Source organism: Amycolatopsis sp. 2-15, assembly GCF_030285625.1.
Lineage (GTDB): Bacteria > Actinomycetota > Actinomycetes > Mycobacteriales > Pseudonocardiaceae > Amycolatopsis > Amycolatopsis carbonis.
The window spans coordinates 8,812,822-8,834,348 of record NZ_CP127294.1 but is presented as its reverse complement, the minus strand read 5'-3'; the positions used below and the strand labels follow the sequence as shown (position 1 = coordinate 8,834,348).

The window sequence follows — 21,527 nt, the reverse complement described above, 5'->3', positions numbered from 1 at the left end:
AACGCTCCCGCGAACGGACTAGCGGCGCACCACCTGGGCGATCGCGTCGATGCCGCGGTCCAGCTCCGCGCGGCTGATCACCAGCGGCGGCGCGATGCGCAGCGTGTGGTCGTGCGTCTCCTTGCACAGCACACCCAGCCCGGCGAGCGCCTCGGACGCAGCGCGCCCCGTGGGCCCACCCGGCGCGATGTCCACGCCCGCCCACAGGCCGCGGCCGCGAACCGCTGACAGGCCGTGGCCGACCAAAGCCGACAGCCGTTCGTGCAGGTGCGCGCCCAGCTCGGCCGAGCGCTGCTGGTACTCACCGGTCTGCAGCAGCCGCACCACGGCGCGCCCGACGGCGCAAGCCACCGGGTTGCCGCCGAACGTCGAGCCGTGTTCGCCCGGCTTCAACACGCCCAGTACGTCGCGGCTGCCGACCACGGCGGACACGGGCAGGATGCCGCCGCCGAGGGCCTTGCCGAGGGTGTACACGTCGGCGCGCACGCCCTCGTGGTCCAGAGCCAGTACGGTGCCCGTGCGGGCGAGGCCGGACTGGATCTCGTCGGCGATGAGCAGCACGCCGTTCTCGTCGCACGCGCGGCGCACGTCGGCGAAGTAACCGGCCGGCGGCACGATCACGCCCGCCTCGCCCTGCACCGGTTCCAGCAGCACCGCGGCCGTGCGCGGGGTGATGGCGGCGCGCAGGGCGGCCGCGTCGCCGTAGGGGACCGTGACGAAGCCGGGCGTGAACGGCCCGAAGCCGGCGCGCGCGGTGTCGTCGGTGGAGAACGAGACGATCGTGGTGGTGCGGCCGTGGAAGTTGGCGCCGGCGACCACGATCTCGGCCGTGCCGTCGGGCACGCCCTTGACCTGGTGGGCCCACTTGCGCGCCACCTTCACCGCCGACTCCACGGCCTCGGCGCCGGAGTTCATCGGCAGCACCATCTCGGTGCCGGTCAGCTCGGCGAGCTCGCGGCAGAACAGCCCGAGCTGGTCGTGGTGGAACGCGCGCGAGGTCAGCGTGACCCGGCCCAGCTGCTCCACGGCCGCGGCGATCAGCGCGGGGTGGCGGTGGCCGAAGTTCAAGGCGGAGTAACCGGACAGGAAGTCGAGGTAGCTCTTGCCCTCGACGTCGGTCACCGTCGCGCCCTCGGCCTCGGCGATCACGACGGGCAGCGGGTGGTAGTTGTGCGTGCTCCATCGCTCGTCGAGCTCGATGAAGCCGTCGGCGGAGGCAGGGCTGGCGGTCTCCCGACCGGCGAGCGTCGTCATGCGTTCAGGCTAGATCCAACGAGCGGGGACTTCAGCCGGGAAACGTTGCTTTAACCCGCCGTTTGTTGCGCAGTCTGGTGGTCTGACCGGCGAAACGATGCGTGGCGTTGACCGCCGTCCTTGGTAAGCTGTAACTTACCGTTCGTGGCGACTTACGGAAGCGACCAGCTCTCCGCCCTGGCCGACCCGTCCCGGCGCGCGATCTTCGAAGCGCTCCGCGAAGGGCCGCGTGCGGTGGGGGAGCTGGCCGCGACGTTGCCGATCAGTCGTCCGGCGGTCTCGCAGCACCTGAAGGTGCTCAAGGAGGCGGGCTTGGTTCTCGACCAGGCGGCCGGGACGAAACGGCTGTACCGGCTGCGCCCCGAAGGGATTGCCGCGCTGCGCGCCTACCTCGACGAGATGTGGTCGGACGCGCTGAGTTCGTTCGCCAGGAAAGCCGAGGAAACCGTCTCAGGAAGCGAAGAGCCATGACACTGGAACCGGTCCGCAAGACGATCACCGTCGCGTGCTCGCGCGAGCACGCGTTCAAGGTCTACACCGAGGGGTTCGACAGCTGGTGGCCGAGGGAGCACCACCTGGGCGAGGGCGAGCTCGCCGAAGTGGTCCTCGAATCGAAGGAAGGGGGACGCTGGTACGAGCGGCTCACCGACGGGTCCGAGTGCGTGTGGGGTCACGTGCTCGTCTGGGAGCCACCCGGCCGAGTGGTTCTGTCGTGGCACATCGACGGGGACTGGAAGATCGATCCGGACCCGGCGCGCGCGAGCGAGATCGAGGTCGTTTTCACCGCGGAGGGGCCCGGGACCACGCGAGTCGCCATCGAGCACCGCGCGTTCGAGCGGCACGGCGCCACCGCCGAGAAGGTTTACGACGGTGTGGACACCGAGGGCGGTTGGCACGGACTGCTGAAACTCTTCGCCGCGAAGGCCGCTTCCTGAGGTTATCGTCGCCGGATGGCGAAGAACGACAACGGAACCCGGGTCCGCGACGCGCTCCGTGCCACGGCGGAGCTGCCGGACCCGGGGTCCTCACCGGTCGGGCCGGGCAAGAAGGGCAAGGGCGAGAAGAAACTCGCCACCGCCGGTGAGCGGCTCGACGCCCTGCAGGAGGCGCTGTACGCCGAGGGCACGAGCGGAGGCGGCCGCAGCGTGTTGCTGGTGCTGCAAGGCATGGACACCTCCGGCAAGGGCGGCACCGTCCGGCACGTGCTGGGCCTGGTGAACCCGATGGGCGTGCGCTACAAGGGCTTCAAGGTGCCCACGCCCGCCGAGCGCCGGCACGACTTCCTGTGGCGCATCCGCAAGGAGCTGCCGGCGTCGGGCCAGATCGGGGTGTTCGACCGGTCGCACTACGAGGACGTGCTCGTGCCCCGCGTGTCCGGCCTGCTCACTGCGGCCGAGCGGCGCAGCCGGATCTCGCAGATCAACGCGTTCGAGAACGAGGTCGTGGCGGGCGGCACCACGATCGTCAAGGTGTTCCTCCACATCTCGCCCGAGGAACAGCTGCGCCGGCTCGTCGCGCGGCTGGAACGGCCGGAGAAGATCTGGAAGTTCGCGCCGTCCGACGTCGAGGCCCGCGGCCATTGGGACGCCTACGCGCAGGCGTACGCCGACCTGCTCGCGCGTACGTCGACCGAGCACGCGCCGTGGTACGTCGTGCCGGCCGATCGCAAGTGGTACCGCAACTGGGCCGTCGCCGAGCTGCTGATCGAGACGATGACGGAGATGGCGCCGCGGTTCCCGGAGCCGCAGTTCGACGTCGCCGAGCAGCTGGCGAAGCTGAAGGGTGATGGCGTGCCGGCCTGATCGTCTGGAAGAGTGCGGGCGTGACCGACTCTGCTCTCGACGACGTTCCGTTCCTCCGCCGCCAGGCCCGCACGCAGCGCTTCACCCTCGGCGCCCCCAAGCAGTTCCGCGTGGCCCCGGACGGCTCGCGCGTGCTGTTCCTGCGCAGTGAGACGGGCACGGACCCGCGGAACAGCCTGTGGTCGCTCGACCTCGCGACCGGTACGGAGGTCAAGCTCGTCGACGCCGCGGAGCTGCTGCCTGGCGAGGAGGACCTGCCGCCGGAGGAGCGGGCGCGGCGCGAACGCGCGCGGGAGACCGGCGGCGGCGTGGTGGCTTACGGCGTGGACGACGCGTTCACCGTCGTCACCTTCACGCTGTCCGGCAAGCTCTACACGCTCGACCTGGCCACCGGCGCCACCGCGGTGCTCGTCGACGGCTCGGTCGTCGACCCGCGCCCCAACCCGACCGGCACGCACGTCGCCTACGTCCGCGACCGCCGCCTGCGCGTGATCGAGCTGGCCACGGGCACCGACCGCGCACTCGTCGAGGAAGAGGGCAGCGACGCGGCGGACATCGCGTGGGGCCTCGCGGAGTTCATCGCCGCCGAGGAGATGGACCGCACGCGCGGCTACTGGTGGGCGCCGGATGGGCAAAGCCTGATCGTGGAGCGCTCCGACCGCGGCCCGGTGCCGCGCTGGACGATCGGCGACCCCGCGAACCCGGACCACCCGGCCAACGTCGTGGCCTACCCGTCGGCGGGTTCGCCCAACGCCGTGGTGTCGCTCGCGGTGCTGGGGCTGGACGGCAGTCGCGTCGACGTCGAGCGCGGCGACTGGGAGTACTTGGTGACGGTGCACTGGTCGGCCGGCGGCGCGCCGCTGCTCGCGGTGCAGCCGCGCGACCAGAAGCGCCTCACCGTGCTGGCCCTCGACCCGGCCGACGGCTCCGTGACCGAGCTGCACACCGAGACCGACGACCACTGGGTCGACATCGTGCAGGGCGTGCCCGCGTGGACCTCCGACGGCCGGCTCGTCACCACGAGCGCAGCCGACGGCGACAACCGGCTCGTGGTGGCGGGGGAGCGCGTCACCCCGCCGGGCCTGCAGCTGCGCGCGGTCCTGCACGCGGGCGAGCAGGTGCTCTTCACCGCGTCGGAGGCCGACTCCACGCAGATCCACGTCTTCCGTACTGAAGCCGGCGGCGTCCAGCGACTGTCCACTCAGGACGGCGTGCACGTCGGCGCCGGCAGCACGGAGCTGACCGTGCTCACGGAGTGGAGCCTCGCCCACAGCGGCCCGGTGGTCACGGTCCTGCGCGATGGTGTTCAGGTGGGGGAGATCACCTCGTCCACTGTGGACCCCGAGATCGAGCCCAACCTGACGTGGCTCACCCTCGGCGAGCGCGGCCTTCGCGCCGCACTGGTGCTGCCGCGCGGCTACGAACCCAGCGAAGGCAAGCTCCCGGTCCTGCTCGACCCGTACGGCGGCCCGCACGCCCAGCGCGTGCTCCAGAGCCGCAACGCATTCCTGACCCCGCAGTGGCTCGCCGACCAGGGCTTCGCCGTCCTCGTCACCGACGGCCGCGGCTCGCCCGGCCGCGGCCCGGCCTGGGAACGCGAGATCGCGGGCAAACTCGCCGACGTCACCCTCGCCGACCAGGTCGACGCCCTGCACGCCGCCGCGGCCGACCACCCCGAGCTGGACCTCGAACGCGTCGCCATCCGCGGCTGGTCCTACGGCGGTTATCTCTCGGCGCTGGCTGTCCTGCGCCGCCCGGACGTCTTCCATGCCGCCGTCGCCGGCGCCCCGGTCACCGACTGGGCCCTCTACGACACCCACTACACCGAGCGTTACCTCGGCAAACCACAGGACGCCCCTGAGATCTACGAGCACAACTCCCTCATCGCCGACGCCGGCGAACTGTCCCGCGCGCTGCTCATCGTCCACGGCCTCGCCGACGACAACGTCTTCCCGGCGCACTCACTCCGGCTTTCCGGCGCCCTGCTCGCCAAGGGCCGCCCCCACGTCTTCCTCCCGCTGGCCGGGGCCACCCACATGACCCCGCAGGCCGAGGAGGTCGCGGAAAACCTGATGCGCACGCAGGTCGACTGGATCCTGCGTGAGCTCGCCGCCGTCACCGTCGACAAGGAGAACGCATGAACCGGTGGGGCCTGACCATCCCGCTCACGGGGGTGCCGCTGCTCGAGCACCGCGCCCTCGTGGAACAACTGCCCGACCTGGGCTACACCGACGCGTGGACGGCCGAAACCGCCGGCACCGACGCCTTCACGCCTCTGGTGCTGGCGTCACAATGGGCTCCGCAGCTACGCCTCGGCACCGCCATCGTGCCCGTGTATACGCGCGGCCCCGGCCTCCTGGCCATGAGCGCCTCGACCCTCGCCGAACTCGCCCCGGGCCGCTTCGTCCTCGGCATCGGCGCCTCCTCCCCGGTCATCGTCGAAGGCTGGAACGGCGCCGCGTTCGAAGAGCCCTTCGCCCGCACCCGCGACACCCTGCACTTCCTCCGCAGCGCCCTGGCGGGCGAGAAGGTCACCGAGTCCTACGACACCTTCTCCGTCAACAAATTCCGCCTCGAACGCGCCCCCGACCCCGCCCCGTCGGTCATGCTCGCCGCCCTTCGCCCCGGCATGCTCCGCCTCGCCGCCACCGAGGCGGACGGCGCCATCACCAACTGGCTCGCCGCCACCGACGTCCCGAAGGTCCGCAAAGTCATCGGCCCCGACGTCGAACTGGCGGCCCGCATCTTCGTCTGCCCCACCGAAGACAAAGACGCCGCCAGGGCCCTCGGCCGCATGATGATCTCCAGCTATCTCACCGTCCCCGTCTACGCCAAATTCCACGACTGGCTGGGCCGCGGCGACGAACTCGCCCCCATGCACCAAGCCTGGGCCGCCGGCGACCGCAAAAAAGCCAACGCCGTCATCCCCGATTCCGTCGTCGACTCCCTCGTCATCCACGGCTCCGTCGACTCCTGCCGCGACCAAGTCCAGTCCTATGTAGACAACGGCCTCACCACCCCCATCATCGCCCGCCTCCCCACCGGCACCGACCCCTTCGACCTAGCCAAGGGCCTAGCCCCCCGCCGCTGACCCGACCCCACCCACCGCCCCAATGCGGCGTTCGTTGCACTCAACGCACCCAACGCCACATTGGGGCGCTTCGGCCCGTCCTCGACCGCCACCCGCCTGCATCACCCAGCGCGCACCCACCTCTGCGTGTCCTTGCGGCTCGCCAACGGTCACCCGGCAACGCACCGGGCAATGGTGCGCCCCGCGCGCCGAGCCGCCCGCGATCACCCCAAGATCCCTCGCGCCGAGCGACCCCCTGAATCTCGCCCCGAGCCCCCAAATGGCCGACGCATCAACCCCTCCACCCCCGCCATCCTGAACACAGAGGACCCCCACCCCATCCACCTTGCGGTGGGTGTCCGTATTGTTGCGTAGGGTAGGCAAGGTTACCCTAAGAAAGGCGGCTCTGTGGGCGCATCGGATGGAGATTCAGCAACCTGGCTGGCCGGCGGCCGCCACGGCGCATCCCGGCTGGCCACCCTGATCCCCACAGCCCTCCACGGCATGGCAGCAGGCATCACCGAACGCAACGGCCCCATCCCCTCCGGCGGCCCCGCCTCCGTAGCCGCATCCTTGGCCGCGGCCGGCGGCACGAAACGCCTTCCCAAAACCGGCATCGGCGCCGAACAAGCCCTGGAGCACTACTCAACCCTTCTGGCCGCAGGCACCGCCGACCCAGCAGATCCCTCCTGCGCCGCCCACCTCCACTGCCCGCCCCTCGCCGTCTCCGTCGCAGCCGACGTAGTAGCCGCGGCCATGAACCCCTCCATGGACTCCTGGGACCAAGCCCCCATGGCCAGCGAACTGGAAGCGGAATTCCTCACCGGCATCGCCCACCTCTGCTTCCCGGCCAATCCCACCGCCGACGCCGTAGTCACCTCCGGCGGCACCGAATCCAACCTCCTCGGCCTCCTCTTGGCCCGGGAAACGACCGCCAGCACCATCCGCCCCGTCTGCGGCGCCAACTCCCACCACAGCGTCTCCCGCGCCGCCTGGCTCCTCGGCCTCCCCGCGCCTGTCGTCGTCCCCTGCCAAGACGACCGCATGATCCCGGAAGCCCTCGCCGAAGCCCTGGCCCCGCTCGGCGCCTCCGCCGTCGTCGTCGCCACCGCCGGCACCACCAACACCGGCCGCATCGACCCTCTCGGCGAGATCGCCCGCATCTGCCGCCTCTCCGGCGCCCGTCTCCACGTCGACGCGGCCTACGGTGGCCTGCTCCTCTGCAGTCAATCCCTGGCGCCCCGCATCGCCGGTCTCGAACTCGCCGACTCCGTCGCCCTCGACATGCACAAGTTCGGCTGGCAACCCGTCGCCGCCGGCCTCTTCGCCGCCCGGAACGCGGCCGACCTCTCCGCGCTGACCGTCCGCGCCGAGTACCTCAACGCCGACGACGACACCGAAGCCGGCCTCCCCGACCTCCTCGGCCGCTCGATCCGCACCTCCCGGCGCCCCGACGCCTTCCGCATGGCCGTCACCGTTCGCGCGCTCGGCACCCAAGGCCTCGGCGCGCTGGTCGAACGCTGCTGCACCACCGCCACCGAGGTCAACGAGCTGGTCGAACGCCACCCCGCACTGCAGTCCTGGGGCAAACCGGAGCTGTCCACGGTCGTCTTCCGCCCGCGCGGCGCCGACGACGACCTCGTCGCCCGCGTCCGCCGCACGCTGCTGGAAGCCGGCACCGCGGTGATCGGCCGCGGCGCCCTGCCGACCGGCCCGGACGGCACCTCGCAGCTGTGGCTCAAGCTCACCCTGCTGCACCCGCACACGACGGCCGAGGACTACGTCGAGCTCCTCGACCGGGTCGTCGCCACGGCCGCGGCCGAGCGCGGCGTGCCCGCACCGCAGAGCCCGGTCGCCTCGTGAGGCGCTTCGACCTCGCGGGGGTGGGGATCGGGCCGTTCAACCTGTCGCTCGCCGCGCTGGCCGACCCGCTCGACCAGCTCGACGTGGTGCTCTTCGACGCGCGCCCGGAGTTTCGCTGGCACCCCGGGCTGCTGGTCGACGGCGCGACGTTGCAGGTCCCGTTCCTCGCCGACCTCGTGTCGCTCGTCGACCCCACCAGCCGGTACTCGTTCCTCAACTACCTGCGCGAACGCGGCCGCCTGCTGCCGTTCTACTTCGCCGAGCGCTTCCACCTGCCGCGCGCGGAGTACGACGACTACGGCCGCTGGGCCGCCGCCCGCCTGCCCGCGTGCCGCTTCGGCCACGAGGTCACGGGCCTTCGCTGGGTGGCGGCGGAGGAGGCGTTCGAGCTGAGCGTGACGGCCGGCGAACCGGTCCTCGCGTCGTCGGTCGTGCTCGGCGTCGGCACCCGGCCCAGCGTGCCCGGACCGTTGCGGGACCTCGTCGCGGCCCCGGACGTGCTCGCGCTGCACTCGGCCGACTACCTCACCCACCGCGCCGAGCTGCTGACGGCGGAGACGGTGACCGTGGTCGGCTCGGGGCAGTCGGGCGCCGAGGTGTTCCTCGACCTCCTGCGCTCACGGTCCACTGTGGACGGCCTGCGCTGGCTCGCACGCACGCCCGCGTTCGCGCCGATGGAGTACTCGAAGCTGGGCCTGGAGCAGTTCACGCCGGACTACACGGCCTACTTCCACGGCTTGCCCGAGGCGGTGCGCGACCGGCTGCTGCCGTCGCAATGGCAGCTGTACAGGGGGATCGACACGGAGACCATCGCCGCGATCCACGACGAGCTCTACCGCCGCAGCATCGGCGGCGGCTGGCCCGGCTCGGCGCTCACGCCCGGCGTCGAGGTCGTCTCGGCCACGGCCGGCGAGCGCGGGATCGAGCTGGGCCTGCGGCACGCCGAGCAGGGGAGCACCGCCACGCACCGCACCCACGCCGTGGTCGCCGCGACCGGTTACGCCGAAACGCCGACCGCGCCCTTGCTGCGGGAGCTCGCCGTGCGCCGTGACGGCCACGGCCGGCTCGTCGTCGGCGCGGACCACCGGCTGGAGCTGCGCGGCGGTGTCACCGGCTCGGTGTTCGTGCAGAACGCCGAGCGCCACACCCACGGCCCCGGCGCACCCGACCTCGGCCTCGGCGCCTGGCGGGCCGCGGCGATCCTCAACGCGGTGTGCGGCAAGCCGGTCTACGACCTGCCCGAGCGCACCGCGTTCACCACGTTCGGCCTGAACACCGGATCAGAACCCACGGAGGAGCAGTGACCCTGACCGACGCCGCCGCCTGGCGGGCCGCGGGCTCGCTCGTCACGCACAAGATGCTCGGCGAGCTGTCCTACGAGGCGATGCTGCGCCCGCGGCCCGGCGAACCGACCCGCGACGGCCACCGCACCTGGCTGCTCGACCTCCCCGGCGGCGTCTCATACCGCTTCGAGGCCCGCCGCGGCGCGTTCGAGTCGTGGACGGTGCTGGCCGGCAGCGCCGTCCGGCTGGCCGACGGCGCCGAAACGCCCGCCGACGACCCGCGCACCCTGGTCGTCGACGCGCGGGAAACGCTGGGCCTTACGAAGTTGCGCCTGGCCGACGTGCTCGCCGAGCTCACCGCCACCGTCACCAACGAGGCCGCGCGCCTGCGCCGCGCCCCGACCGCCGCCGAACTGTCCACGATGGACTACAACCTCGCCGACGGCCACCTCACCGGCCACCCGCGGCTCGTGCTGAACAAGGGCCGCGTCGGCTTCTCGGCTCCGGACCGCGCCCGCTACGCGCCGGAGGCGGGTGAGGACGTCCGCCTGCGCTGGTACGCCGTGCACCGCGACCTGGCGCAGTTCCGCTCGGTCGCGGACCTCGACGCCGCCACTCTGCTCCATCACGAGCTGGACGACGCCCAGCGCGCGGAGTTCACCGCACGCGTCGCCGCGGTCGGCGACCCGGCCGACTACGCGTGGGTGCCCGTGCACCCGTGGCAGGCCGACGAGATCCTCGGCACCCTGTATTCCGCCGAACTCGCGACCGGCCGGATGATCGAGCTGGGGGAGAGCGCCGATGCCTACCGGCCCCACCAGACGGTGCGCACGCTCGCCAACCGCAGCCGGCCCGAGCGCCACGACGTGAAAACCGCCGTCTCGGTGCGCAACACGCTGGTCTACCGCGGCCTGAACTCCGCGGCGACGCTGGCCGGGCCGTCGGTCACCGAGTGGCTGCGCCGCGTCGACGCGGCCGACCCGCTGCTGTCGGAGAAGTACCGGTTCGCGCTGCTGGGCGAGGTGGCGAGCGTGTCCGTGCGTCACCCGCTGTTCGGCGCGCTCGAAGAGCTGCCCTACCGCTTCCACGAGACGCTGGGCGCGCTCTGGCGCGAGCCGCTCGTCGCAACGCTGGCCGAGGGTGAGCGCGCGATCTCGTTCGCCGCCTTGCCCTACCGCGACGCTTCGGGTGAAGCCGTGCTCACCCGGCTCATCACCCAGGCCGGCGACGGCGCCGAGGTGTGGCTGTCGTGGCTGTTCGACCTGCTGCTCACGCCGCTGCTGCAGTGGCTGCTGCGCTATGGCGTCGGGTTCTGCCCCCACGGTCAGAACCTGATCCTCGTAGTCGACGCCGACAGCCGGCCCGTGCGCGTGGCCATCAAGGACTTCGCGCAGGGCGTGGATCTGATGGACGAGGAGCTGCCGTGTTACGCCGACCTCCCGCCCGAGGCCGACGCCGACATGCTGCGCTGGCCCGCCCACCTGCTCGCGCAGTCGCTGTTCAGCTCCGTGTTCTCGGGCCAGCTGCGGTTCTGGGCCGAGGTCCTGCTCGACGACGTCGGCCTGGCGCGCGGCGACTTCTGGGCCCTGGTGCGCGAGGTCGTCGGCCGCTATCGCGACGAGAACCCCGACGTGGCCGAGCGCTTCGACGCGTGCCGGCTGTTCGCGCCCGACGTCGAGCGCGTCACGCTCAACCGTGAGCACTTCGCCGGGCAGGGCTTCGACAAGGTGGATCGCGACGACGAGTTCGACGTCCGCTGGGGCCGCGTGCCCAACCCGTTGCACGCGCCCGACCCGGACGGCGCGTGGTGACGCCGTTCGACCGGCCCGTCGGCGCGCGCTCGCTCACCGTGCGCGCGGAGGCGGGCTCGGCCGCGGCGGCCGTGCTGCGGCACGTGCTCGCCGAGGAGGGCACGCGGCTGGTGCTGCTCGTGCCCGACCCGCACGCGCGGTTCGCCGCGGTGGAGCTGGAGGCGCCGTTCGCCGCGTCGGTGCTCGACGACGGCTACGGCGTGTGCAGCTACGTCTTCGCCTGGACCCCGGAGCGGGAACCATTGCCGGACAACGGTTCCCTGGGCGCCTACCTCGGCGGCTTCGGCGATCTGCGCCTGCGCGTGGACGCCGCGACGGCCGTGCCCCTGGGCGACCGCACGTGGGCCGTGGTGTGCGACGCCGAGCTGCCCGCGGGCGCGCCGGCGGGCCTCGCGCCGCGCACGGTACTGCGGACGCAGCTGGCCGCGCTCGAAGAGTTCGGGCTCGTGCCGTCGATCGGCATCGAACACGAGGTCGTGTTCCGCGACGGCTCCGGCACCCCGCTGACCGGCCACGGCGTGGACTACGCGGTGGGCGGCACCGAACGCCTGGCCCCGCTGCTGGCCGACCTGCGCTCGGCCGCCTCGGTCCTGGGCGTGGAATCCGCCCGCGCCGAATGCCACCCCGGCCAGTACGAAGTGGTGCTGCGCCACCGCGACGCGCTCGCCGCGTGCGACGACGCCCTGCTGCTGCAGCTGCTCACCCGCCGCGTCGCGACCCGGCACAACACGAGCGCCGACTACCTCGCCGCGCCGGAGACCGGCCAGGGCAACTCGTGCCACGTGCACCTGTCACTGTCCACTCCAGACGGTCCGGCGGGCTTCCCCTTCGGCCTCGGCGCGTTCCTCGCGGGTGTGCTGCGCGACGCGCGAGCGCTGACCGCCGTGTGGGCACCGACGTGGAACAGCTACGTCCGCCTGCGCACCGCGTCGTTCTCCCCGCGCGTGCTGCGCTGGGGCCCGGACGACCGCACCGCCGCCGTCCGGCTGTGCGGCACCTCCGCGTCGTCCCGGCTGGAGTTCCGCTTCGCCGGCGCCGACGCTCAGCCGCACCTCGTCGTGGCCGCCCTGGTGGCGGCCGGTTGCGCCGGCGTGGCCGACGGCCTGACGCCGCCGGATCCGGGCACGGTCGTCGGCGAGCTCGCGCCGACGCCGTGGGAAGCGCTGGCGGAGCTGGAAAAGGGCCGCCTGGGCGAGCTGCTGGGAGAGGACGTCTCCACCCAGCAGCTCGCCTTGCTGCGTCAGGAACTCCACGCCGCCCTGGATACCGTCACCGACTTCCAGCGCCGACGCGGCTCCCTCCGTTCCTGACCGCGGAGTGCTGCGGTGCGGCCCCGACCGCCGCGCCGCAGCCACCCGGCCGGGCCGCTCACGAACCGGACGGCCGGATGTTCTGGTTGATGTGGAAGAGGTTCTCCGGGTCGTAGCGGTTCTTGACCTGCGCCAGCCGCTCGTAGTTGTCGCGGTAGGCGGCCCGGACGCGGTCGTCGCCCTCCTCCATCATGAAGTTGACGTACGCACCGCCGGCCGAGGTCGGGTGCAGCTCGGTCCAGTAGTCCTTCGTCCAGCGGGTGATCTTCTCCCGGTTGTCGGGCGAGGGGTCCACGCCCACGATCACGCCGGACCAGCCGCCGTCGCGGTAAGGGAACGCCGTGGCGTCGGCGGCGACCCGAGCGGCGGCGCCGTCGATCGGGTACATGTGCATGGACGAGTGCATCGTCGGCAGCATTTCACCGAAGCGGCGGTGAATGGCGATCGCGTCGTCGGAGATCTCCGTGGTCACGTCGGCGCGCCAGTACCACTGCAGACCCGGCGGGTAGAGCCCGTCGAACGCGCTCTGCAGCGCGGTGAACGGCATCGGCTGCAGGCCCACCACCAGCGGTGCGCCGAACGAGCGCACCGGCTCGAGGACCTCGTCGGCCCGCGCGTGGTCACCCGTGTAGCACCAGACGATGCCGCACGCCTTGCGGTTCCACAGCTCCTCCGGGAACGGCGGGACCGGCGGGATGGTGAGCAGGCCGAACCAGCCGCTGAGCTCCTCGGGCAGCGAGGGCAGCAGCTCGCGGTACCAGCGCAGCACGTCTTCGGTGTCCTCCAGCGCGTAGAGCACCGGGCCGCCGATGATCGTGCCGTGATCGCCGATTTCGTGGCAGCGGAAGGTGAACGACGTGACCACGCCGAAGTTCCCGCCACCGCCGCGCAGCGCCCAGAACAGGTCCGGGTGCGACTTTTCACTGGCGTGCACGAAGCTGCCGTCCGCGAGGACGACGTCCGCGGAGAGCAGGTTGTCGACCGTCAGCCCGAAGCGCCGGGCCAGGTAGCCGATCCCGCCGCCGAGGGTGAGCCCTGCGACGCCGGTCGATGAGATGATCCCCGACGGCGTGGCCATGCCGAAGCCCACGGTCGCATGGTCGACGTCGCCCCAGGTGCACCCGGCGTCGACACGCACGGTGTGCGTCTCGGGGTCCACGGTCGTGCTGCGCATCGCCGAAAGGTCGATCACCAGCGCGTCGTCGGCGATGCCCAGCCCGCCGGCGTTGTGCCCGCCGCCGCGCACGGCGAGGTCGATCCGGTTCTCCCGTGCGAAATTCACACACGTGACGACGTCCGCGGTGTCCGCGCACCGCGCGATGGCGGCGGGATGCTTGTCGATCATCCCGTTGTAGACCGCGCGAGCGTCGTCGTAGCCGTCGTCGCCGCGCGTCACGAGCTCGCCCCTCAGCGCGAGCGCCAGCTCGGGGAACGGTGCGGTGATGGTGGTCATGCGATTTCTCCCTGATGTGGAACGGCCTCCCGGTCGGGCTGCCTGCCCCGCCGAAGCTAGGTACGGGGCGTTCGCGCAGCGTTCGGGTTCACCGCGAGGTCCGTTCGGGCGACGAGTTTTTTGCCGGGAACGCAGGCGTGGTCGCCGAGCTTTTCGGCGTTCTGCAAGGACTTCTCCGCGGCACCCACGGCGGGCTGACGAGCCGGCCCGGCGGGGGAGTCGTCCGGTGCGCCCACCGCCGGCGTGCGCCCGACTACCGTGCCTGGGCAGGAGGCACCCCGGGATGCTCTACGTGTCGCTGCTGGGCGAGCAGTCGGTCACCCACGGTGCGACCGGGCGGGCGGTGACCCGGTCGCCGCGGGCGATCGCGCTCGTCGGCTACCTCGTGACACACGCGGGGCTGCCGCAGCCGAGGCAGCGGATCGCGTCGCTGTTCTGGCCCGATTCCTCCGACGCGCAGGCCCGCACGAACCTGCGCCGCGAGCTGCATCACCTGCGCCAGGTCCTCGGCGAGGACTCGGCGCTGCTCGCGACCGCGACGGATCTGTCCTGGCAGGACACTCCCCGCTGCCGCGTCGACGTGCGCGTGTTCGACGCCGAACGCCGGGCCGCCCTGGCCGCCGGCGAAGACGAGGAAGTGCGCGTGCACGCCGGCGCCGCGCTGGCCGAGTACCGCGGCGAGCTGATGCCCGGCCTGGGCGACGACTGGCTCTTCGAACCCCGCAACGAGCTGGAACAACAGTGCGTGTCGCTGTGCGACCTGCTCGGCGACGCCCAGTGCCGCCTGGGCGACCTCGCGGGCGCCGCCGAGACCGCCCGCCGTCGCATCCGCCTGCGGCCGCTGGAGGAGCTGGGCTACCGCACGCTCATGGAGCTGCAGGCCGACCTCGGCGACCGCGCCGGAGCCGTGAGCACGTATCACCAGTGCGCGGCGGTGCTCGAACGCGAGCTGGGTGTGGTGCCCGACCGCGCGACGCAGGCGGCGTTGCGGCGGCTGCTGGCCGACGCCGTGCCCAGCCGCGAATCCCGCCTCGTCGGCCGCGCCCGCGAGTTCACGCGGCTGCGGGAACGGTGGCAGCAAGCCGCGCGCGGCCAGCCGTCCGTCGCGCTCGTGCGAGGCGACGCCGGCGTCGGCAAGACCCGGCTCGTGATCGAGCTGGCCCGGCTCGCCCGCAGCCAGGGTGCGGTGGTGGCGGGGACGCAGTGCTTCGGGACGTCGGGCCGGCTCGCGCTGGCGCCGGTGGCGGACTGGCTGCGCAACCCCGTGCTCCAGCCGTCTCTGGCGACGCTCGCGCCGGTGTGGCGGGCCGAAGTGGACCGGCTCGTCCCGGCCGGCAAGGACACTGGCCCGGCGCCTGTGGTGCGTGCGGTGGCCGACGCGTGGCAGCGGCACCGCTTCTTCGAAGGCCTCGCTCGCGCCCTCACCGGCGCCGGGCGGCCGACGCTGCTCGTGCTCGACAACGCGCAGTGGTGCGATCAGGAGACCCTGGCGTTCTTGCTCTTCTGCCTCGGCCTGGAACCGCGCGCTCCGCTGTTGCTCGCCGCCACGCAGCGGTCGGATCCCGGCGACGGCACCCTGGCCGGCTGGACGGAACGCCTGCGTGCCACCGGCCGGCTGTCCGAAGTGGATCTGAGCCCGCTGGACCTCGACGACACCGCGCGGCTGGCCGAGTCCGTCTCCGGCCTCCTGCCCTCGGGCGACGAGCTCACTCTCCTGCACATCGCGACCGGTGGTTTCCCGCTGTCGGTGGTCGAGGCGCTGCGCTCCGGCGGCCCGCCCGGCGACCTCGACGCCGTGCTCACCGAACGCCTGCGACAGCCGACCCCCGACGCTCGCGAGATCGCTGGCCTGGCCGCCGCCGTCGGCCGCGATTTCTCGCTCGACCTGCTCACCGAGGCCAGCGACCTCGACGCCGAAGCCGTGGTGCGCGCCGTCGACGAGCTGTGGCGGCTGCGGATCCTGCGCGACTTCCGCGACGGCTACGACTTCTCCCACGACCTGCTCCGCGACGCCGCCTACCGGGAGGTGACCCGCGCGCGGCGCTGGCTGCTGCACCGCCGGCTCGCGCAGAGCCTCGAACTGCTGCACCCCGGCGACACCGGTGCCGTCTCCGCGCAGCTGGCCGAGCAGTACGCCCGCGGCGGCCGGCCGGACCGCGCCGTGGAGTTCTACCGCCGGGCCGCCGAACTCGCGGCCGGCACCTTCGCCCACGGCGAGGCGATCCGGCTGCTGCGCGAAGCCCTGTCGTTGCTCGCCGGTGCCCCCGCCGGACCGGAGACGGACCGGCGTGAGCTGGAGGTGCTCGAAGCCCTTTCCGGACCCCTCAACGCCCGGCTCGGCTACGCGTCTCCCGATCTCCAGCGGGCCCTCGAACGTTCGATCGTGCTCGCGGAACGCCTGGGGCAGCAGGATTCCACACTCGTCGGCTTGGTCGGGCTGTGGACGTCGCGGTTCGTGCAGGGCCGCACCGCCCGCGCGCACGAGGCCGCGAAACGCGCCCTCGAACTCGTCGACGACGACCGCACCAAAGACGAGCTCAACGGCTCCGCACACTTCGCGTTCGCCGGCTCCTCGGTGAGCCTCGGCCGGCCCGGGGAGGCGCTGCGCCACTTCGACCTCGCCGCCCGCCTCACGCGCGGCGCGCCGTCGCTGCCCATCGGCACGCGGCCCGAGGTGCACAGCCTGGCCTGGGCCGCGCACGCGCACTGGCTGCTGGGCCACGAGGACGAAGCGCTCCGCAGCAGCCGCGAAGCCGTGAGCCTGGCCCGCACCATGACGCACCCGTACAGCCTCGCCGTGGCCCTCGCCTACGCCGGCATCACCCACCAGATGCGCGGCGACCTCGACGAGGTGACGGAGCATTCGGCCGAGCTGCGTGAGCTCTGCGACCGCTACGGCTTCGCCTACTACCGCGAATGGGGCCTCGTCCTGGGCGGCTGGGTCCGCGGCGACGCCGACGGCCTCGCCGACATCCGCCGCGGCGTCGCCAACCTCAAGGCCGAGGGCTCGCTCGCCCGCATGCCCTACTGGCTCGCGCTGCAGGCCGACCTGCTGGCCCGCCACGACCGCCCCGGCCCGGCCCGCGCCGCCCTCGACGCGGCCCTCGTCGTCGGCCAAGCCCGCGACGACCTCTGGTGGCTCCCCGAGGTGTTGCGCCTGCGCTCCGCCTACGACGGGCGCGAACAGGGCCGGGTCCGCCTGAAGACGGCGGTGGAGCTGGCGGCCGCGCAGGGGAGCACGACGCTTCGGCTGCGCTGTGAACGGGACCTCGACCGGTTCTGACATGCCAGGATCTTCAGCCGCGTTCACCATCCCGCTCGACGACAACGCCCGGCACTTCTCAAGGGGGTCGTGGAGCGTCGCCGCTCGCTCCAGCACGAGTTCGAGTTCCAGGACCGTCGGCACCGTGGTTTCCCTCAGCCGCCACACGATTCCGGACAGCCCGAGCGTCCCGGGACGTGGAGGCCCTGCCGCCACCCGACGTGGCGGCAGGGGTCTGGGCGCGAGCAGGCATGGCTCAGCACCTCACTTTCGGCCGCTGACGGTCCTCGTAGTCCTCCAGCACGAGCGGCTCCGCGTCGGCCCGCTGTGCCAGCGGGATCCAAGGAAGCGGCGGAACAGCTCCGCCGTGATGCGATGAGTCCTGACGATTCGGTCACGCTGATCGGCGAGTTGATCGAGGAGGCGGAAACAAGAGAGGACAAGTGACTTCCACTGGCGGAAGTCGTCGTTCTCAGGGAACCCGCAGCAGGAATTTGTGGAGGTCGGGTTCCCTGTGACGGGTCCGCTGGATGAGGTGGCTGCCCGGGCCTCCAAGGATCCCGAAGGGGGCCACTTCGCGCTCTCGCCGGCCGGCTGGCGAGGTTCCCGGCGAAGCTGACCCAGAACGCGTCCGTCCGCTAGACGTCATCGACAGTGGTGCCCCAGCTTCCCGAGGATGCTGGGGACCGCTGTTTCCGGCGCCGCGTGCGAACACGGCGTCAATGCGGCGTGGCGGGCGCGGGCCAGGGCTTGCGGTGCGCGGGGTGAGTGCGCAGGCTCACACCGTGAGCGAACACGACTACGACCTGATCGTCATCGGCTCGGGCCCGGGTGGGCAGAAGGCCGCCATCGCGGCCGCGAAGCTGGGGAAGAAGGTGGCGGTCGTCGATCGCCACGACATGGTGGGCGGGGTGTGCGTCAACACGGGCACGATCCCGTCCAAGACGCTGCGCGAGGCGGTTCTCTACCTGACGGGGATGAACCAGCGCGAGCTCTACGGCGCGAGCTACCGCGTGAAGCAGGACATCACCATCGCCGACCTCATGGCGCGCACCCAGCACGTGGTGGGGCGCGAGGTCCAGGTGGTCCGGGCCCAGCTGCTGCGCAACCACATCGACCTCGTGCCGGGCACGGCGTCGTTCGCCGATCCGCACACGGTGCTGGTCGAGGGCAAGCACGTCGGCGACCGGCGCACGGTGTCGGGCGACCACATCGTGATCGCCACCGGCACGCGGCCCGCGCGCCCCGCGCACGTCGACTTCGACGCCGTACGCGTGCTCGATTCGGACGAGATCCTGCGGCTCGAGGCGATCCCGTCGTCGCTCGTGGTGGTGGGGGCGGGGGTGATCGGGATCGAGTACGCGTCGATGTTCGCCGCGCTCGGCTCGCGCGTGACGGTAGTGGAGCAGCGTGACCAGATGCTCGACTTCTGCGACCCGGAAATCGTGGAGTCGCTGAAGTTCCAGCTGCGGGACCTCGGTGTCACGTTCCGGTTCGGGGAGAAGGTGGCGAACGTCGCGGTCTCCGACGAGACCACCGTGACCACGCTCGTGAGCGGCAAGCGCATCCCGGCCGACGGCGTGATGTACTCCGCCGGCCGCCAGGGCATGACCCGCGAGCTCGCGCTGGAGAACGCCGGCCTGCTGGCCGACGAACGCGGCCGCCTGTCGGTCGACGAGCACTACCGCACCGACGTGGAGCACATCTACGCCGTCGGCGACGTCATCGGCTTCCCCGCGCTCGCCGCCACCTCGATGGACCAGGGCCGGCTCGCCGCCTACCACGCGTTCGGCGAACCCGCGAACGGCCTCGGCGCCCTGCAGCCCATCGGCATCTACACGATCCCGGAGATCTCCTACGTCGGCGCCACCGAGGCCCAGCTGACCTCCTCCTCGGTGCCCTACGAGGTCGGCATCTCCCGCTACCGCGAGCTCGCGCGCGGCCAGATCACGGGCGACAGCTACGGCATGCTGAAACTCCTGGTGTCCACAGCGGACCGCAAACTGCTGGGCGTCCACGTCTTCGGCACGGGCGCCACGGACCTCGTCCACATAGGCCAGGCCGTCATGGGCTGCGGCGGCACCGTCGACTACCTGGTGGACGCGGTGTTCAACTACCCGACGCTCTCGGAGGCGTACAAGGTCGCGGCCCTGGACGCGACGAACAAGATCCGGGCGTTGGACCGGTTCCCGATCTGAGCCTCTTCGCCGGAAACGCGCCGCCGGGGTCCACTCCGGCGGCGCTGTGCTGCCGGGGCCGATTCGCCTGGCCACTTCGGTCGGCCGCGTCATCGGAGTGAGCGTTCGAACACCTGTTTGACACTCGATAGAACATGTGTTCGACTGAATGGGTGCGATGGGAACGACAACGAGCGGGGGAGGGCGAGCCGATCCTGCCTGGCCTGGACGGCTTGCTGCGGTCCGTGCGGTCACCGGAGTTCGACGGCGTCACCTTTCACGAGGTGCACGCCAAGTCGGTGCTGAACCGGGTGCCCGACGGGTCGCAGGTGCCGTTCCGGTGGACCGTGAACCCGTACCGCGGGTGTTCCCACGCGTGCACGTATTGCCTTGAAGGCGGCACGCCCGTGCTGCTGGCCGACGGGCGGGCCAAGCCGATCGCCGACCTGCAGGTGGGAGAGCGGATCCTCGGCACGCGCGGCCACGGCGTCGCGCGGCGGCTGGTGCCCACGGAGGTCCTGGCGCACTGGACGACGGTGCGCGAGGCGTATCGCGTGACGCTCGACGACGGCACCGTCCTCGTCACCGGGCCCGACCACCGGTTCCTCAGCGCGCGCGGCTGGAAGTACGTCACGGGCAGCAAGCTGGGCGCGGCGCAGCGGCCGCACCTGGTCGAGGGCACGGAGCTCGTCGGCGGCGGCAAGTTCGTGCGCACGCCCGACGACACACTCGGCTACCGCGCCGGCTACCTGTGCGGCATGTTGCGTTCCGGCGGCTTCGCGGCGGAGAAGGATGCGGCTGCGCGGGCGTTGCGGTACCTGCCCGATTTCGGTTCGTCCGTCGGGTTCATGAGCCTGCCGCCAAAGCCCGACGCGCACTGGGCGCGCGGGTTCCTCGCGGGGCTGTTCGACCTGGCGGGCGGGTACCGGCGCGGGGTGCTCTCGATCGCGCACGACGAGACCGACGTGGTCGACGCGATGTTCGCCGCGCTGGATCGGTTCTCGTTCGAGTACGAGACCGTCGGCCACCGCGAGTACGCGGGCCGGCGCCAGGCGCGGCTGACCGGCGGGGCCGGGGAAGTGTTGCGGTTCCTGCATTTGACCGATCCGGCCGTCGTGTGGAAGCGCTCTCTCGACGGCACGACGATCGGGTCCGTGCGGCGCGTGGTCACCTCCGTCGAGTCGCTCGGCCTGGAGCTGCCGCTGTTCGACATCACCACCGGCACCGGCGATTTCGTGGCCGATGGCATGGTGTCCCACAACTGTTTCGCCCGCAACACCCACACCTACCTCGACTTCGACGCGGGCCACGACTTCGACACCCAGGTCGTGGTGAAGGTCAACGCCCCGGAAGTCCTTGCCGCGCAACTGAAACGGCCCAGCTGGCAGCGCGAGCACGTCGCCATGGGCACGAACACCGACCCGTACCAGCGCGCCGAAGGCCGCTACCAGCTCATGCCCGGCATCATCCGCGCCCTGGCCGATTCGGGCACGCCGCTGTCGATCCTGTCGAAGGGCACGGTCCTCACCCGCGACCTCCCGCTGCTGGAATCGGTCGCGAAGGACGTGCCGGTCAGCCTGGCCGTGTCCATCGCACTGCTCGACCGCGAGCTGCAACGCCGCCTCGAACCCGGCACGCCGAGCCCGCAAGCGCGCCTCGACCTCGTCCGCAAGGCGCGCGCGGCCGGCCTGCCGTGCTCCGTGCTCGTCGCCCCGGTGCTGCCGTACCTCACCGACTCGGTCGAGGCCCTCGACGCCCTGTTCACCGAGCTCGCCGACGCGGGCGCCGACAGCGTCACCGTCATCCCGTTGCACCTACGCCCCGGCGCGCGCGAGTGGTTCGCCGCGTGGCTCGGCCGCCACCACCCCGCGCTGGTGCCGCGCTACAAACGCCTCTACGCGCGCGGCAGCTACGTCGACCGCGCCTACCGCCAGCAGCTCGGCGAACGCGTCGGCCCCCTGCTGCGCCGCCACGGCCTGGCCCCCAAAACGGGCTACAACCCCCGCACGGCCGCCGAACCGGAAGTCCCGGAGCCCCGGGTGGAAACCCCACCACCCGCCGAACAGCTCCGCCTGCTCTGACCGCGCCACCCGGCCTTCCCCGACCGGCGCGCTCAGCAGCGGTGACCCGGCCGCCACGCCCCCCGAGCGGCCGGGTCACCGTCCCTCAGTGAACCCTCGCCGCAGCGTTCCGGGCCGCAGCGCCACTGCGCGGCCACACCCACGCACAGACCGACTCAAGC

The 21,527-nt window shown here is 72.1% G+C and carries 15 protein-coding genes; 13 read left to right on the top strand and 2 right to left on the bottom strand.

Going from position 1 to position 21,527, the window contains the following annotated elements; all coding sequences use genetic code 11:
• Positions 1 to 18 precede the first annotated feature (18 nt).
• Positions 19 to 1,254 carry an ornithine--oxo-acid transaminase gene (gene rocD, locus QRX50_RS43545; RefSeq protein WP_285968910.1) on the bottom strand — a complete coding sequence of 412 codons (1,236 nt, stop codon included), beginning with the start codon at positions 1,252 to 1,254 and terminating at the stop codon, positions 19 to 21.
• A gap of 144 nt (positions 1,255 to 1,398) precedes the next feature.
• On the opposite strand from rocD, the gene QRX50_RS43540 reads away from it, so the two are divergent.
• The 9 genes from QRX50_RS43540 to QRX50_RS43500 all read left to right on the top strand — a co-directional run bounded on the left by QRX50_RS43540 (position 1,399) and on the right by QRX50_RS43500 (position 12,393).
• Positions 1,399 to 1,725: an ArsR/SmtB family transcription factor gene (locus QRX50_RS43540; protein ID WP_285968909.1), complete on the top strand. Its 327-nt coding sequence runs from the start codon at positions 1,399 to 1,401 to the stop codon at positions 1,723 to 1,725.
• Complete coding sequence (locus QRX50_RS43535; protein ID WP_285968908.1) at positions 1,722 to 2,189, top strand: SRPBCC family protein; 468 nt, start codon at positions 1,722 to 1,724, stop codon at positions 2,187 to 2,189. Before QRX50_RS43540 ends, QRX50_RS43535 begins: the two co-directional genes overlap by 4 nt.
• A 15-nt stretch (positions 2,190 to 2,204) precedes the next feature.
• Positions 2,205 to 3,056, top strand: a complete 852-nt coding sequence (locus QRX50_RS43530; protein ID WP_285968907.1) for a PPK2 family polyphosphate kinase — start codon at positions 2,205 to 2,207, stop codon at positions 3,054 to 3,056.
• Between the two features lie 20 nt (positions 3,057 to 3,076).
• A complete protein-coding gene (locus QRX50_RS43525) occupies positions 3,077 to 5,197 on the top strand; it encodes a S9 family peptidase (protein WP_285968906.1) in 2,121 nt (706 codons plus the stop codon).
• The gene (locus tag QRX50_RS43520) at positions 5,194 to 6,147 is read left to right on the top strand and encodes an LLM class F420-dependent oxidoreductase (RefSeq protein ID WP_285968905.1); all 954 of its coding nucleotides are present in this window, start codon (positions 5,194 to 5,196) and stop codon (positions 6,145 to 6,147) included. Before QRX50_RS43525 ends, QRX50_RS43520 begins: the two co-directional genes overlap by 4 nt.
• Before the next feature lie 387 nt (positions 6,148 to 6,534).
• The gene (locus QRX50_RS43515) at positions 6,535 to 7,989 is read left to right on the top strand and encodes a pyridoxal phosphate-dependent decarboxylase family protein (RefSeq protein WP_285968904.1); all 1,455 of its coding nucleotides are present in this window, start codon (positions 6,535 to 6,537) and stop codon (positions 7,987 to 7,989) included.
• Positions 7,986 to 9,293: a lysine N(6)-hydroxylase/L-ornithine N(5)-oxygenase family protein gene (locus QRX50_RS43510; RefSeq protein ID WP_285968903.1), complete on the top strand. Its 1,308-nt coding sequence runs from the start codon at positions 7,986 to 7,988 to the stop codon at positions 9,291 to 9,293. The genes QRX50_RS43515 and QRX50_RS43510 overlap by 4 nt, the downstream gene beginning before the upstream one ends.
• On the top strand, positions 9,290 to 11,083 hold the full coding sequence (locus QRX50_RS43505) for an IucA/IucC family protein (protein ID WP_285968902.1): 1,794 nt from the start codon (positions 9,290 to 9,292) through the stop codon (positions 11,081 to 11,083). Before QRX50_RS43510 ends, QRX50_RS43505 begins: the two co-directional genes overlap by 4 nt.
• The gene (locus QRX50_RS43500; RefSeq protein ID WP_285974714.1) at positions 11,080 to 12,393 is read left to right on the top strand and encodes a type I glutamate--ammonia ligase; all 1,314 of its coding nucleotides are present in this window, start codon (positions 11,080 to 11,082) and stop codon (positions 12,391 to 12,393) included. The genes QRX50_RS43505 and QRX50_RS43500 overlap by 4 nt, the downstream gene beginning before the upstream one ends.
• Before the next feature lie 58 nt (positions 12,394 to 12,451).
• Here the strand turns inward: QRX50_RS43500 and QRX50_RS43495 are convergent, their stop codons facing one another.
• A complete protein-coding gene (locus QRX50_RS43495; RefSeq protein WP_285968901.1) occupies positions 12,452 to 13,846 on the bottom strand; it encodes an FAD-binding oxidoreductase in 1,395 nt (464 codons plus the stop codon).
• A gap of 283 nt (positions 13,847 to 14,129) precedes the next feature.
• Here QRX50_RS43495 and QRX50_RS43490 point away from each other — a divergent pair, with 283 nt between their 5' ends.
• The 4 genes from QRX50_RS43490 to QRX50_RS43475 all read left to right on the top strand — a co-directional run bounded on the left by QRX50_RS43490 (position 14,130) and on the right by QRX50_RS43475 (position 21,366).
• A complete protein-coding gene (locus QRX50_RS43490) occupies positions 14,130 to 17,129 on the top strand; it encodes an ATP-binding protein (protein WP_285968900.1) in 3,000 nt (999 codons plus the stop codon).
• 475 nt (positions 17,130 to 17,604) lie between these two features.
• Complete coding sequence (locus tag QRX50_RS43485) at positions 17,605 to 17,727, top strand: DUF397 domain-containing protein (protein ID WP_285968899.1); 123 nt, start codon at positions 17,605 to 17,607, stop codon at positions 17,725 to 17,727.
• 166 nt (positions 17,728 to 17,893) lie between these two features.
• Positions 17,894 to 19,306, top strand: coding sequence for a Si-specific NAD(P)(+) transhydrogenase (gene sthA / locus QRX50_RS43480; RefSeq protein WP_285968898.1), 1,413 nt, complete (start codon positions 17,894 to 17,896; stop codon positions 19,304 to 19,306).
• 152 nt (positions 19,307 to 19,458) lie between these two features.
• Entirely contained in the window at positions 19,459 to 21,366 is a 1,908-nt protein-coding gene (locus QRX50_RS43475; protein WP_285968897.1) for an intein-containing Rv2578c family radical SAM protein, read from the top strand.
• Positions 21,367 to 21,527: the final 161 nt, after the last annotated feature.